The organism is Williamsia muralis NBRC 105860 (genome assembly GCF_001598915.1).
GTDB classification, from domain to species: Bacteria; Actinomycetota; Actinomycetes; order Mycobacteriales; family Mycobacteriaceae; genus Williamsia; species Williamsia muralis.
Map to the genome: position 1 here is coordinate 159090 of NZ_BDAP01000005.1, position 14030 is coordinate 173119.

Genomic DNA, 14030 nt, shown 5'->3' on the forward strand with positions numbered 1-14030 from the left:
ATCAGTACATGGTCTTCGTCGTCCGCCTGCTGATCAACGCCATCGCGATCTGGATGGCCGCGGCGCTCGTCTCCGGCATCTCCATCGCCACCGACGGCCGCGACACGTCCGCACAGGTCCTGATCGTCCTGTTCATCGCCCTGGTGTTCACCGTGGTGAACACCGCGATCAAGCCGGTGGTGAAACTGCTGTCGATCCCCCTGCTGATCCTCACACTCGGCTTGTTCACGCTGGTCATCAACGCTTTGATGCTGCTGCTGACCGCGTGGATCACCGACTCCACCGAGTTCGGGCTCAGCATCGACGGGTTCTGGACCGCGGTGTGGGGGTCGGTGATCATCTCGATCGTCAACTTCCTGCTCGGCGCGCTTGTTCCCGATCGCAGATCGCGGGACCGGAGACAAGCGCGTCAGACGTTCAGATGACGACCGGCGGGTTCACAGCGTCGAGTTGTCGATGACAAACCGGTAGCGGACGTCGGATGCGATCACCCGCTCGTAGGCCTCGTTGATCTGCTGTGCGGGGATGACCTCGATCTCCGACCCCAGATCGTGCTCGGCGCAGAAGTCCAACATCTCCTGGGTCTCGGCGATGCCGCCGATCATCGAGCCGGCCAGCGAACGCCGGTTCGCGGTCAGGGACATCGCCCGGACCGAGATCGGCTTCTCCGGCAGCCCGAGTTCCACCAGCGTGCCGTTCAGCGCGAGCATGCCCATGTACTTGTTGATGTCGAAGTTGACCGACACCGTGTTGATGATGAGATCAAACTTTCCGCGCAGTTGCTTGAACGTTGCCGGGTCGTCGGTGGCGTAATAGTGCTGCGCGCCGAGCCGCAATCCGTCTTCCATCTTCTTGAGGGATTGCGAGATCACACTCACCTCGGCGCCCATGGCCGCAGCGATCTTGACGCCCATGTGACCCAGTCCCCCGAGACCGATGATCGCGACCCGTTTGCCCGGCCCCGCACCCCAGTGCCGCAACGGCGAGTAGGTGGTGATCCCGGCGCACAACAGCGGAGCTGCCACATCGAGCCCCAAGGAATCGGGGATGCGGAGCACGTAATTCGCGTCGACCACCACTTCTTGGGCGTATCCACCGGTGGTCGGCTCGCCGTTGCGACCGGTCGAGTTGTACGTGCCGACCATCCCGCGCCTGCAGTACTGCTCCTGGCCGAGGACGCAGGCCTCGCACTCACGGCATGAATCGACAAAGCACCCGACTCCCACCCGGTCGCCGACCTGGTACTTGGTCACCTCGGAACCGATCTCCGAGACGGTTCCCGCGATCTCGTGACCGGGCACGACGGGGTATGCGGTGTTGCCCCATTCGTTGCGAGCGGTGTGGATGTCCGAGTGACAGATCCCGGCGTACGCAACCGCGATGCGAACATCGTGCGGACCCACCTCACGAGTGTTGATGGTGGTGGGGACCAGCTCTTCCGTCGCGGACATCGCGGCGTAGGCATTGACGGTCGGCACGTGTTCTACCTCCAGGGGATTGGCGTTGGTGGTGCGAATGAATGGCGTCGAGCGCCGTATTCAATCGTACAGACGCATATGTCCCCGGCCCCGTTCGCTGAGTCAGCGCGAACGCAGGCCTTGCGTCGATGTGCAGGAGTTGCAGAACCTGCGGACGGACACAAATCCGGCCGTTGCGGAGAACTAGTCGCCGACCCAATCGAATCCTAGGTCGAGCGCGATGACCGAGTGGGTCAACGCTCCGACAGCGAGGTAGTCGACACCGGTTCGGGCGTAGTCCTCGGCGACATCCAGACTCAGACCACCCGAGGACTCGAGTTTGGTCTTCGGCGACCGCGAGTTCCTGCGCTGCACCGCCATCTGGGTCTGCCACAACGGGAAGTTGTCCAGCAGAACCAGCTCCGCCTCCAGCAGCAGTGCCTCGTCGAGCTGTTCGAGCGAGTCCACCTCGACCTCACACGGCAGGTCCGGCGACGCGGCACGCACCGCCTGCAACGCGGCCGTGACAGAACCCGCCGCGGCCACGTGGTTGTCCTTGATCAGTGCAGCGTCGCCCAACCCCATGCGGTGGTTCTCTCCCCCGCCACACCGCACCGCGTACTTCTGGAGCGATCGCATGCCGGGCAACGTCTTTCGGGAATCACGGACCTTGGCGCCGGTGCCATCGAGCTCGGCGACCCACTGCGCGGTGGCGGTGGCGATCCCCGACAGATGACACAGGAGGTTCAATGCAGTGCGTTCGGCGACAAGCAGTCCGCCGACCGGGCCCCGCAACGTCGCGACGACCGTGCCCGGTTCGACCACCGCGCCGTCCTCGAGGCGGTCGAGCACCTCGTATGCGCCGGTGCCGATCACCGCATCGAACACCTGTAGTGCAACGTCGAGGCCGGCGAGTACACCGGATTGCCGGCTGCCGAGGGCCACGGTCGCAACTGCTCCCTCGGGAACCGTTGCGGCCGTGGTGACGTCGGGTCCGTAGCGCAGATCCTCGTCCAGTGCGGTCGCGATCAGTGCGGCGACCTCAGCGGTGCCGGCAGGGTTGCCCGCCGTCACTCCCCCGACCCCGGATTGCCGATCTCGATCATCCGCTGCACGCTCAGCCGGGCGCGCTCGGCCGTGGCGGCGTCGACGTGCACCTCGTCCTTGCCCTCGGTGAGGCAGCGCAGCAGAGCGGCCGGGGTGATCATCTTCATGTACGGGCATGACGCGCGGTCGTTGACTGCCTGGAAATCGACGTCCGGGGCAGCCTTGCGCAGCTGGTGCAGCATGCCGACCTCGGTGGCCACCAGCACCTGTGTTGCGCCGGTGGCGCGGGCGGCGTCGAGCATTCCACCGGTGGAGAGGATCTTGACCTTGTCCGCCGGCACGAAGCCCTCGCCCGCGAGATAGAGAGCCGAAGTGGCGCAACCACATTCGGGGTGCACGTACAACTCGGCGTCCGGGTGGGTCCGGGACTTCTCCGTCAGCTCATCACCGTTGATACCGGCGTGCACGTGACACTCGCCGGCCCAGATCTGCATGTTCGTACGGCCGGTCACCCGCTTGACGTGGGCTCCCAGGAACTGGTCGGGGAGGAAGAGCACCTCACGGTCGGGGTCGATGGAGTTGACCACATCGACGGCGTTCGACGACGTGCAGCAGATATCGGTGAGACCCTTCACCTCTGCTGTCGTGTTGACGTAGGAGACGACCACCGCATCCGGGTAGTCGGCCTTCCAGGCCCGCAGGTCCTCGGCGGTGATGGAGTCAGCGAGCGAACATCCGGCCCGCTCGTCCGGGATGAGCACCCGCTTGTCGGGGCTGAGGATCTTGGCCGTCTCCGCCATGAAGTGCACGCCACAGAAGATGATCTCGTCGGTCTCGGCCTCGGCCGCGATGCGCGACAGCGCAAGGGAGTCGCCCACGTGGTCGGCGACGTCCTGGATGGCGGGCAACTGATAGTTGTGGGCCAGCAAGGTCGCGTTGCGTGCCTTGGCCAGGCGCTTGATCTCGGCGAACCATTCGGGCGTGGGGTCGACTCCGGTGTAGAGAGGTGCGGTAGAGCCGATCGGGAGTTCCGTGGTGGTCATGTCCAACCACCTCCTGTTCGTGGCGCCGACCTACGGTGGCCGGCCTGGGATACTGGGCTGGGGTTTTCGACTGTAGATCGAAAACCTCGACCCGATCGTAGCACTCGCCCGCCACGGGCCACCGAAAGGCCGCATCCGCGACCCCCTCGACATGGTCAAACAGGGCACCGGACACCCACTACACTCGCAGCCATGCCTGCGCCGAGCGTCTTTCATGAAGTGCTCTGCGCCGTGTTCCAGGTGCGCGAATCGGGTGACTCCGACGCTCCCCAACTCTCGGTCTTGCTGTGGCAGCGGGCGTTCGACCCGCAGGCCGGATCGTGGTCGCTGCCCGGCGGCGGCCTTCGAGCCGACGAGGACCTCAAGACCTCGGCGCTGCGGCAATTGGCCGAGAAGGTCGACGTGCGCGAAGTCGCCCACCTCGAGCAACTGTCGGTCTTCTCCGACCCCAAACGGATGCCCGGACCGCGTGTCATCGCGTCCTCATATCTCGGTATGGTGCCGTCCGACTCACAGCCGAATCTGCCACCCGACACCCGATGGCACCCGGTCTCGCAACTACCGGAGATCAGTTTCGACCACAGCCAGATCGTCGAACGGGCACGGTCGAGACTGGCTGCGAAGTTGTCGTACACGAACATCGCGTTTGCACTCGCGCCCGCCGAGTTCTCGATGTCGGCTCTGAGCGACATCTACTGCGCCGCCCTCGGCTACCCGGTGGACTCGACGAATCTGCTGCGCATCCTGTCCCGCCGCGGCGTGATCACCGCAACCGGAACAGTCGGGCGGACCGGCCCGTCGGGTGGGCGGCCACCGGCGCTCTACCGTTTTGCCGACAAACAACTGCGCATCACCGACGAGTTCGCGACGCTCCGCCCGCCGCCCTGACCCGCCGCGAACGCGCTCACCCGGTCCGCGTGTGTTCGGCCAGTTTTGTCAGGAGAACCGCGAGGGAAGCGACCTCGTCGTCGCTGAGCGCGTCGAAAGGCAGGGGCGCCGGATCCTCGACCGCTCGTGCCGCATCGAGCATCTCCCGCCCCGCCTCGGTCAACGACACCACCTTGCTGCGCCGGTTGGCCGGATCCGTTCGACGGTCCACCAGTCCCCGCTGCTCCAGCTCTGTCACGGCCACCGTGGCGGCAGGTGCGTCCACCGTGGCCGCCGACGCCAGCTGCTTCATGGTGAGTGGACCCCCGTCGAGCCGGCTCAGCATCCGGAATCGACTGAACGGCAACCCCGTTTGGTCGATCACCGCGCGGCGCCACGTCTCGCGGTTACTGTGCACCAGCGTCGTCATCGTGCGCCACACCTCGTCACGCTGATCCCCCATCACCGGCCCCTGCCGCCGGCGGGGGTGTGATGCGTCGGCTGGACGATCGGCTTCTCGTCAGACTCGGCGAACAGGTCGGCAACCCGCGACGTGGTGCGCGCCGACGCCTCTGTGGTGGAGAAGATCCCCAGTCCTGCGATGGTGAGGGCGAGTCCCGCGGTCACCCACCACAGCGGAGCCATCGCGGAGACGGACACCGGCGACTCGGGTCCTGCCGCGATCACCGACCCGGCAATGGTTCCCGACAGCGCCACCCCCACGCTGATCCCGAGTTGGCGGCTCGTCGATGCGATCGCCGACGCAGCACCTGCGCGTTCGCGCGGCATCCCGCTGACGGCAGCCGTGGTGATCGGCGCGTTCACGGTTCCGAAACCGACCCCGAACATGCCGAAGACGATGAGCATCTGCCAGTTGGGGGTGTTCGGTCCCAGTTGCGTGAGCAGGCTCGATGCCAATGCGAGCATCACACCCGCGAACACCAGGGATGGGCGCGTTCCATAGCGGCCCACCAGGCGTCCGGACAACGGCGAGCAGATGATGGTGCCGATCGCGATCGGCAGGAACATCAGACCCGTCTCGACCGGGGAGTAGCCGCGAATTCCCTGCAGGTAGATCGACATCATGAACAGGAACGCGCCATAGGCGGCAAAGGCGCAGATGCCGGTGACGGTGGCCGCCGAGAACGGGATGCTGCGGAAGAACCGTAGTTCGATGAACGGGTCGGTCCGGCGCAGTTCGTACGCGCAGAAACCGCCGAAGGCGACGATCGCCACCACAAAGATCCCGATCGTCCGCCAATCAGTCCAGCCCATGCCGGGCCCCTCGATCAACCCGATGACAACACCAGCCATGAACGTGATCGCCAGGCCTTGTCCGATGGGGTCGAGTCCGCGAACGCGTTGCGACTTCGATTCGGGCACAACAACAATGGTGGCGATCACCGCGATCAGGCAGATCGGGAGGTTGATCAGGAACACCGACTGCCAACTGAACAGATCGATGAGCACGCCGCCCACGATCGGGCCGAGCGCCATCGAGACCCCGACCACCGCACCCCAGACGCCGACCGCCCGAGCACGTTCGACCCGGCCCGAGAACGTCTGGGTGATGATGGACATGGCCACCGGATTGAGCATCGAACCGCCCACCGCCTGGAGGAATCTGGCGGCGATGAGGACCTCGACGCTGGGTGCCAGGCTGCACAGAAGCGAGCCCAGAGCGAACAACGTCAGGCCGATCTGGAACACCCGCCGCCGCCCGAATCGGTCTGCGGTGGTTCCGGCGAGCATCAGCAAACTGGCCAACACCAGCGTGTAGACATCGATCACCCACTGCAATTCGGTGGGCGTGGCTTCGAAGTCACTCCTGATCGACGGGATCGCGACGTTGACGATGGTCGCGTCCATCGAGACGATCAGCAGGCTGAGACAGCAGGTCGCGAGAATCGCCACCTTGCGATTGCGACTGAGATCCTCGACTGGTTTGGTCACGAAACTATTGTGAAACTACAACTGTTTCTGCGCAAGTGCCTGTGCAGCACGTCACTCTCGGTGCGACACACTCGCTTCGACGGGGGCACCCTCGTCGGTCGTCGACTCGCGGGGTTCGCCGCGTTCAAGGGCGACCAGCAAGATGATGGTGACCAGCGCAGTCAGAGGCGCGATCACCAGCAGTGCCCACGAGAATCCGACTCCTCCGGAGATGTCGAGCTGGGCGCCGACGATGCGCAGGCTGGGCGGCTGGGTGAACTCCTGCCCTATCGCCACCCCATCTCGACCCGAAAAGCGCAGACGCGCAATGGCATCGCCCACCCATACCGCCCCGACACCGGCCGTGATCGTCGACAGGGTCAACACCACCACGCCCAACGGACCACGGAGTAGCGGAGATACCCAGAGCACCACGGCAAGCACCACACCGGCGGCCAGTGCCACGCAGAAGAAGATCGCCAGGGCGGAGAACTCGGTGCCGGCGTCGCCGGTGGCCACCGCCCTGCCCGATTCGATCACCCGACCGTCGATGCCCGGGGTGAGCAGTCCCCAGATCACTCCCCATGCGATAGCGACCAACACAATCCCCGCCACGACCAGCGCGGCCGCCGATGCGGAAGGCGACAACGCCCGGCGCGAACCGGTCAACGCTGTGCCAGCTCCACCGAGTCGACCGTGCCGTGTCGTGAGCAGCGCGCGGACCATCCGTCAGGACGGACTTGAACGACCATCCGGCGCCCACACTGGCCGCAATATCGTGGCGGCTCCAGACCCAACTGCGCGGCCTTGGGCACCGAGTCCGGGTGCTCGAGCTCCAACCGCACGCCCGTGTACACCCCGAAGGTGAGAGGCGCGGCCAGTGGCGCGGGGATGTCGGTCATCGTCGGAGCGTTCCTTGAGATGCGAACTGTCAGATCGAGTCGTTGAGGGCCTTGATCGGCATCTGCAGCTCTTCGAGCAGATCCAGATCGGTCTCGGCCGGACGGCCGAGGGTGGTGAGGTAGTTACCGACGATGACCGCGTTGATCCCGCCGAGGATGCCCTGCTTGGCGCCGAGGTCACCGAGGGTGATCTCCCGGCCACCGGCGAACCGCAGGATGGTGCGCGGCAGCGCCAGGCGGAAGGCGGCGACCGCTTTGAGCGCTTCTGCGGCCGGCAAGACGTCGAGGTCGCCGAACGGGGTGCCGGGACGCGGGTTCAGGAAGTTCAGCGGGACCTCGTCGGGATCGAGTGCCGCCAGATCCGCTGCGAACTCGGCGCGCTGCTCGAGCGACTCGCCCATGCCGAGGATGCCGCCGCAGCACACCTCCATACCGGCCTCGCGAATCATCTTCAGCGTTCCGAACCGCTCCTCCCAGGTGTGGGTGGTGACCACGTTCGGGAAGTGCGAACGCGCGGTCTCCAGGTTGTGGTTGTAGCGGTGTACACCCATCGCCTTGAGCTCATCGACCTGTTCCTGCGTCAACATGCCCAGGCTGCAGGCGATCTGGATGTCGACCTCAGCGCGGATCGCTTCGATGCCGGCAGCAACCTGCGTCATAAGGCGCTTGTCGGGACCACGTACCGCCGCGACGATGCAGAACTCGGTGGCGCCGGACTTCGCGGTCTGCTTGGCGGCCTCCACGAGAGCCGGGATGTCGATCCACGCGCTGCGCACCGGTGATGCGAACAAGCCGGACTGCGAGCAGAAATGGCAGTCCTCGGGGCAACCGCCGGTCTTGAGCGAGATGATGCCTTCGACCTCGACCTCCGGCCCGCAGTGCTTCATCCGCACGTCGTGCGCGAGCTGCAGAAGATCGGTCAGTTTTTCGTCGGGCAGCTGCAGGATCTGCAGTGTCTGCTCTTTGTCGAGCCCTTCACCGCGTTCCAACACCTGCTCGCGCGCGACGTCCAGAATGTCTGTGCGTACTGGTGCCTGGGTCACGTGGGGCCTCCCTCTTGTCATGAGTATTGCGGGTCTCAGTGTGCCCTATCACCGTGGGCGGTCAGTTTGGGGTGGGACACATGGCGGTCAGCCAATCGCGATCGAACCATCCAACTGCCTGCGACACGAAGGCCTGCCGGTCTAAAGTACCCGCCCCGGCGGGCACCTTCCCGACGATGGGCACGCCGGTGACCTGCGGCAAGTCCTCGAGATTGGACCGTTCGGCAAGATCCGGCTCGACGGGCCAGGACCCGATCACCACCCCGGCACACTCGAGTCCCGCCCCGGTGATCGCGCGGACGGTGAGTTCGGTGTGGTTCAAACTGCCCAGTCCCGGTGCAGCGACCACGAGTACACGCGCACCGATGGCCGCGGCGACATCGAGGATGGTCAGATCGACAGCCAGCCGGACCAGCACACCGCCGGCGCCCTCCACGAGGACAAGATCGGACCCGGCCAGACCGTCCACTGCCGCAACGATGTCGGACAACTGCACCGGGGGGGCGCCTTCGTTACGGGCCGCACGCTCGGGGGCCAGTGGATCCCGGAAACGGGCACCTTCCGCCGTTGTCCTGACGCCGGCGAGACGCACGACTTCATCGATGTCGCCGGGATCGTCCGGACCGACCCCGGTCTGGGCGGGTTTGCACACGGCGACGTCGAGGCCACGAGCCATCACCGCTGCAGCGAGGGCCGCAGTGGTGATGGTCTTGCCCACTTCGGTGGATGTACCGGTGATGACCAGATTCACTGGTCAGAGCCCGTTCAGCACGGAGGTCACCACGCCGGCCACCGTGCGGATGTCGTCGTCGGTGAGGTCGGCGCGCACGGTGAGACGCAGGCGAGAAGTTCCAGGCGGTACCGACGGCGGCCGGAAACACCCGACCAGCACACCCTGTTCGCGACACCGTTGCGCCGCCAGCAGAGCCTGAGCGGGATCGCCCACAATGATGGAGACGACGGCAGCCTCTGGCGGTTCGCCGCCGCACAAGTGCGCCAGCAGTGCCGCGTTCGTCCGTACCCGTTCGGACAGACCCGGTTCGTCGCGGAGCACCGCGAGGGCGGCCTGGGCGGCTCCCGCCGCGGCCGGCGCCAGCCCGGTGTCGAAGATGAAGCTACGGGCCCGGTCGATGAGGTGGTCGCGGACCGCCTCTGTACCGAGCACCACTCCCCCTTGTGCGCCAAGGGATTTCGAGAGCACTGTGGTGGTCACCAGATCAGCGGCGCCGGCCAGACCCACCTCGTCCAGTACGCCGCGCCCGCCGGAGCCACGGACGCCCAACGCGTGCGCCTCGTCCACCAGCAGGATCGCTCCATGCTCGCGGGCGGCGGCGTACAACTCGGCAACCGGTGCGATCTGACCGTCGATCGAGTAGACCGAGTCGGTGACGATCATGGCCCGCTGTTCGCTGCGTTCGGCGAGCTCGCGCCTGACGGCCTCGTGGTCGCCACGATCGACCACCACCACTCGTGCGCGCGAGAGCCGGCAGCCATCGATCAGCGATGCGTGGGCGCCACCGTCGCTGATGATCACGTCTCCGCGGCCCATCAGAGCGGCCACCGCCCCGACGTTGCCGAGATACCCGGACGAGAAGACCAGCGCCGACGGGTAACCGAGGAACTCGGCCAGATCCCGCTCCAGCGCCTCGTGCAGGGAGGTGGTGCCGGTGACCAGCCGCGACGATGTGGAGCCCGCACCCCAGGTGTCGAGCGCGGCGTGCGCGCCGGCCAGGACCCGGGGATCGCAGGACAGCCCGAGATAGTCGTTGGACGCCAGATTGATCAGCGCGTTGTCCGCCACGCGCGGCACCAACGTGCGGTGCAGCCCGGCGGCCTCACGGACGTCGGCAGCCTCGGCCAGCCAGTCCAGGGCGCTGTCCGAATCTGTGTTTCTGTCGGTCGGGGCAAGTGGTTTCACTGACGAACAGAGTCTCATAACGCTTCGGCTGCGGCGGGCGAGGGTTGAGCCGTGCAGGCACGGACCGCAGCCGACACCCCACCGATCAGAACGTCGAGGTCGTCGTCGGTACACACATACGGAGGCATCGTGTAGATGTTGTCGCGGAACGGCCGTAGCCACACCCCCGCCGACACCGCGGCGTCCGTCGCCGCAGCCATGTCGACGGGGTGGTCGAGTTGCACCACCCCGATGGCGCCCTTCACCCGGACGTCACGGACGCCAGGGAGGTCGGCGAGAGGGCTCAACCCTTCCCGTAGTCGATCGGCGATGTGGGCGACCCGATCGCGCCACCCGGACGCGAGTAGCAGTTCGGTGGATGCCACGGCCACCGCACACGTGAGCGGGTTCGCCATGAATGTGGGCCCGTGTGCCAGTACCCCCACGTCGGACCGCGAGATCGTGTCCGCGATGTCGCGGGTACACAACGCTGCCGCCATGGACAGATAGCCACCGGTGAGCGCTTTGCCGATGCACATGATGTCCGGGGACACCCCGGCGTGGTCGGCGGCGAACAACTCTCCGGTCCGGCCGAACCCCGTGGCGATCTCGTCGAAGATGAGGAGTACACCCTGCTCATCGCAGATCCGGCGCAGCTCGCCGAGGTAACGGGGATCGTGAAATCGCATCCCGCCTGCACCTTGGACCACCGGTTCGACGATCACGGCGGCGAGTTCACCGCGATGCTCGGACACGAGGTCTTCGAGCTCTGTGACGTACTCCACGTTGAACTCGGACGGCGGCGCCGACGCGAACACCTGACTGGTGAGCACGTCGGTCCACAGCGAGTGCATCCCGCCTTCGGGGTCACAGACGCTCATGGGGGTGAAGGTGTCGCCGTGGTAGCCGCCGCGCCACGTCAGCAGGCGGGTGCGGCCGGCTTCGCCCCGGGCCCGCCAGTACTGCAGGGCCATCTTGACCGCGACCTCGACCGACACGGACCCGGAGTCGCAGAAGAACACGGTCTGCAACGGATCGGGGGTTATCTCGACGAGCAGCTCGGCGAGCCTGGCTGCAGGTTCGTGGGTGAGACCACCGAACATCACATGCGCCATCGAGTCGAGCTGGGTGCGTGCCGCAGCGTCGAGCACCGGGTTCCGGTAGCCGTGGATCGCGGCCCACCACGAACTCATGCCGTCGACAACCGTGGTCCCGTCCGCGAAGGTCAGGCGGACACCCGACGCCGACCTGACAACGCGGGGAACGGGGTCCGGATGCGGCATGGTCCCGTACGGATGCCAGATCATCTCCGAGTCGATCCGGGTGATCTGTTCTTCCGCCATGGGAGGCCGATTGATCTGAGATTCGGGCAATGTGGGCACCTACCCACCCTAATGAGCGCGCCGCGGCGTTCCAGGCCGGGGATTCTAAGGTGCAACAGGTAGATTACGTGCCGGAACCGCCCACCCCGAAGCTGTGACGACACCGATTTCAGCGCCACCGAACAAGTGAGACTAGAGAGCAGTTGACAGCCGCACCCAGCGTTGAGAAGAGGCCACCGGCGGTACCCGCCGACACGGTCCCCAGCTACCGCACCGACCTCGACGGTCTGCGGGGCCTGGCCATCGTCTTGGTGGCGTGCTTCCACATCTGGTTCGGGCGGGTGTCCGGCGGTGTCGACGTGTTCCTCACCCTGTCGGGGTACTTCTTCGTCGGCTCCCTGCTGCGGCACGTCATCGTCAGCGCACAGAACGAGCATGCCGGACTCTGGCCCACGATCAACCCGGTCAAACGACTGACCCGGCTCGGCAGGCGACTGCTGCCCGCGCTCGTCGCGATCTTGGTTGTCATCAGCCTCGGTACATTGCTCATCTTCCCCGAGACCCGCTGGCGGGCGACGGGCCAAGAGGTCATCGCGAGCCTGTTCTACTACCAGAACTGGCATCTGGCGTTCAATTCGCAGGACTACACGGCGGCCAGTTCGGCGAACAGTCCTCTGCAGCATCTGTGGTCGATGTCGGTACAGGGCCAGTTCTTCGTGCTGACCATGCTCACCGCCCTGGCGGTCGCCGGGATCATCACGGTGCTGGTGCGTGCCGGAGTGCGCAAGCTGGCCGACCCCACGGTCATCCGCATCCTGATCGGCGTATCGCTCCTCGGGGTGGCCGCCGTGTCGTTCTACTGGGCGCACATGCGGATGGACGTCAACCAGCAGTTCAATTACTACGACACCATCTCCCGCGTGTGGGAGCCTCTCGCCGGCGGTCTACTCGCCGTCTGGATGCCGAAATGGCGGGTTCCCAACGTCATCCGCAACATCGTCGCCGTCGCCGCCCTGGGACTGATCATCACCTGTGGCTGGTGGATCGTGGGTGTCGAGCAGTATCCCGGACCGTGGGCGCTGGTTCCCGTACTGTCGACGCTCGCCATCATCTGGTCGGGCGCGACCGCGCTGCAGCACGGCCCGAAGTCGGGACAACCGGTTGTCAATCACGCACTGTCCGCCCGACAGATGGTGTGGCTGGGGTCGATCTCCTATTCCCTCTACCTGTGGCACTGGCCGCTGCTGATCTTCTACCTGACGTGGCGTGACAAGAACCATGCGTCGATCGTCGAGGGAACCGTTCTCATCGCGGTGTCCATCGCGATGGCATGGCTGACCAAGAGGTACATCGAAGAGCCACTGCGAGCACCCCGGTCGGTGTCGATCCACAAAGAAGATCCGCCGCACAAGGGCACCCCGACGCGTCACCACCACCCGACGCACGCAGCCACGGTGAACCCGTGGCGAGCCAGACTCCTGGACTACACCACTGTGGTGACCAGCGTGCTGATCGTGAGCGCGGTGGTGATGACGGTCGGTTTCAAGGCCTGGGACTACCACGTGACCCACATGACGGTGGACACCACCAAGCTCGATCCCCGTGTCTACCCCGGTGCCCGGGCGCTCCTCGACAACGCCCCGGTCCCCCACGTCGACCCCCAGCCATCTGCACTACAGGTCGTCAACGACCTGCCGGTGACCTCGTTCAACGGCCACATCAGCGACTTCGACGACACCGGGGTGCACGTCGGGGTGTACGGCGATCCGTTGGCCACCAAGACGATTGCGCTGGCAGGCGGCTCGCACGCGGAATACTGGATCACGGCGCTCGACATCATCGGCAAACAGAACCACTTCAAGGTGAAGACCTATCTGAAGATGGGCTGTCCGCTGTCCACCGAGCTGGTGCCGAAGCAACGCGGAGTTCCCTATCCGCAGTGTCATGACTGGGTGCAGAAAGTGGTCCCGCAAATCATCGCCGACAAGCCGGATGCACTGTTCACCAACACAACCCGGCCGCGCGACGACGGGCCCGGCGACTGGGTGCCCGGCGACTACCTGCCGATCTTCGACCAGTTCGCCCAGGCGAACATCCCCATCCTCGGGATACGCGACAGCTCGTGGCCCCACAACGCCGACGGACCGATCAACACCCCGGATTGCCTGGCCAACACCCGCGACAGCGACAACTGCGACACCGCGCGTTCCGCCTCCTTCGCGCCGACAAACCCCACGCTCGACATCGTGGCGGACCACCCGAACGTCTTGCCGCTCGATCTGACGGACGGCATGTGCGACGACACGACCTGCCCTGCCGTGGTCGGGAACATCACCGTTTACCACGACTGGCATCACCTGAGTGCGACCTATGTGCGCAGTCTCACAGCCGAACTGCAACGTCAGATGCAAGCCGCGCTGCCCTGGACCTGAACCACCCTCTACTCTTCCGGTGATCTGGTGCGATGGCTCCGCACTGACAGTGCCGCGGGCCTCCGCGAACAGTAGGGTCATCAACATG

The 14030-nt window shown here is 65.7% G+C and carries 14 protein-coding genes; 3 read left to right on the forward strand and 11 right to left on the reverse strand.

Annotated elements, in window-relative coordinates; genetic code table 11:
• Window positions 1-8: 8 nt before the first annotated feature.
• Window positions 9-425, forward strand: a complete 417-nt coding sequence (locus WIMU1_RS18705; RefSeq protein ID WP_062799436.1) for a phage holin family protein — start codon at window positions 9-11, stop codon at window positions 423-425.
• A 12-nt stretch (window positions 426-437) separates the two neighbouring features.
• On the opposite strand, the gene WIMU1_RS18710 is transcribed toward WIMU1_RS18705, so the two are convergent.
• From WIMU1_RS18710 to nadA, 3 genes are all read right to left on the reverse strand, one after another.
• Window positions 438-1451, reverse strand: coding sequence for an NAD(P)-dependent alcohol dehydrogenase (locus WIMU1_RS18710; protein WP_174548759.1), 1014 nt, complete (start codon window positions 1449-1451; stop codon window positions 438-440).
• 210 nt (window positions 1452-1661) lie between these two features.
• Complete coding sequence (gene nadC / locus WIMU1_RS18715; protein ID WP_062799440.1) at window positions 1662-2531, reverse strand: carboxylating nicotinate-nucleotide diphosphorylase; 870 nt, start codon at window positions 2529-2531, stop codon at window positions 1662-1664.
• A complete protein-coding gene (gene nadA / locus WIMU1_RS18720; RefSeq protein WP_023960993.1) occupies window positions 2528-3547 on the reverse strand; it encodes a quinolinate synthase NadA in 1020 nt (339 codons plus the stop codon). Before nadA ends, nadC begins: the two co-directional genes overlap by 4 nt.
• A 192-nt stretch (window positions 3548-3739) precedes the next feature.
• On the opposite strand from nadA, the gene WIMU1_RS18725 reads away from it, so the two are divergent.
• Window positions 3740-4435, forward strand: coding sequence for an NUDIX hydrolase (locus tag WIMU1_RS18725; RefSeq protein WP_062799442.1), 696 nt, complete (start codon window positions 3740-3742; stop codon window positions 4433-4435).
• A gap of 16 nt (window positions 4436-4451) precedes the next feature.
• Here WIMU1_RS18725 and WIMU1_RS18730 read toward each other — a convergent pair whose 3' ends face one another.
• Genes WIMU1_RS18730 through WIMU1_RS18760 form a run of 8 tightly spaced genes read right to left on the reverse strand, consistent with a single transcriptional unit; the run spans window position 4452 to window position 11531 of the window.
• Window positions 4452-4877: a MarR family winged helix-turn-helix transcriptional regulator gene (locus WIMU1_RS18730; RefSeq protein ID WP_062799444.1), complete on the reverse strand. Its 426-nt coding sequence runs from the start codon at window positions 4875-4877 to the stop codon at window positions 4452-4454.
• The gene (locus WIMU1_RS18735) at window positions 4877-6367 is read right to left on the reverse strand and encodes an MFS transporter (RefSeq protein WP_062799446.1); all 1491 of its coding nucleotides are present in this window, start codon (window positions 6365-6367) and stop codon (window positions 4877-4879) included. Before WIMU1_RS18735 ends, WIMU1_RS18730 begins: the two co-directional genes overlap by 1 nt.
• 51 nt (window positions 6368-6418) lie before the next feature.
• Window positions 6419-7015 carry a DUF2567 domain-containing protein gene (locus tag WIMU1_RS18740; RefSeq protein ID WP_158599265.1) on the reverse strand — a complete coding sequence of 199 codons (597 nt, stop codon included), beginning with the start codon at window positions 7013-7015 and terminating at the stop codon, window positions 6419-6421.
• Entirely contained in the window at window positions 7012-7248 is a 237-nt protein-coding gene (gene bsaP / locus WIMU1_RS25860; protein ID WP_030172909.1) for a biotin synthase auxiliary protein BsaP, read from the reverse strand. The genes WIMU1_RS18740 and bsaP overlap by 4 nt, the downstream gene beginning before the upstream one ends.
• 29 nt (window positions 7249-7277) lie before the next feature.
• Entirely contained in the window at window positions 7278-8312 is a 1035-nt protein-coding gene (bioB, locus tag WIMU1_RS18745) for a biotin synthase BioB (RefSeq protein ID WP_062799450.1), read from the reverse strand.
• 40 nt (window positions 8313-8352) lie between these two features.
• A complete protein-coding gene (bioD, locus tag WIMU1_RS18750) occupies window positions 8353-9042 on the reverse strand; it encodes a dethiobiotin synthase (RefSeq protein WP_062799451.1) in 690 nt (229 codons plus the stop codon).
• Between the two features lie 3 nt (window positions 9043-9045).
• Window positions 9046-10227 (reverse strand): 8-amino-7-oxononanoate synthase, encoded by a 1182-nt coding sequence (locus tag WIMU1_RS18755; RefSeq protein ID WP_084248385.1) that lies wholly within the window; start codon window positions 10225-10227, stop codon window positions 9046-9048.
• A complete protein-coding gene (locus WIMU1_RS18760; protein ID WP_062799455.1) occupies window positions 10224-11531 on the reverse strand; it encodes an adenosylmethionine--8-amino-7-oxononanoate transaminase in 1308 nt (435 codons plus the stop codon). Before WIMU1_RS18760 ends, WIMU1_RS18755 begins: the two co-directional genes overlap by 4 nt.
• Window positions 11532-11713: 182 nt before the next feature.
• On the opposite strand from WIMU1_RS18760, the gene WIMU1_RS18765 reads away from it, so the two are divergent.
• Window positions 11714-13942, forward strand: coding sequence for an acyltransferase family protein (locus WIMU1_RS18765; RefSeq protein WP_062799458.1), 2229 nt, complete (start codon window positions 11714-11716; stop codon window positions 13940-13942).
• The last annotated feature ends 88 nt before the right edge of the window (window positions 13943-14030 follow it).

Bases quoted from the DNA above. Each gene is read 5' to 3' on its own strand.
- nadA (WP_023960993.1), bottom strand. From the start codon at position 3,547: ATGACCACCACGGAACTCCCGATCGGCTCTACCGCACCTCTCTACACC.
- bioB (WP_062799450.1), bottom strand. From the start codon at position 8,312: ATGACAAGAGGGAGGCCCCACGTGACCCAGGCACCAGTACGCACAGAC.
- WIMU1_RS18755 (WP_084248385.1), bottom strand. From the start codon at position 10,227: ATGAGACTCTGTTCGTCAGTGAAACCACTTGCCCCGACCGACAGAAAC.
- WIMU1_RS18730 (WP_062799444.1), bottom strand. From the start codon at position 4,877: ATGGGGGATCAGCGTGACGAGGTGTGGCGCACGATGACGACGCTGGTG.
- WIMU1_RS18710 (WP_174548759.1), bottom strand. From the start codon at position 1,451: ATGTCCGCGACGGAAGAGCTGGTCCCCACCACCATCAACACTCGTGAG.
- WIMU1_RS18725 (WP_062799442.1), top strand. From the start codon at position 3,740: ATGCCTGCGCCGAGCGTCTTTCATGAAGTGCTCTGCGCCGTGTTCCAG.
- WIMU1_RS18760 (WP_062799455.1), bottom strand. From the start codon at position 11,531: ATGGCGGAAGAACAGATCACCCGGATCGACTCGGAGATGATCTGGCAT.
- bsaP (WP_030172909.1), bottom strand. From the start codon at position 7,248: ATGACCGACATCCCCGCGCCACTGGCCGCGCCTCTCACCTTCGGGGTG.
- WIMU1_RS18705 (WP_062799436.1), top strand. From the start codon at position 9: ATGGTCTTCGTCGTCCGCCTGCTGATCAACGCCATCGCGATCTGGATG.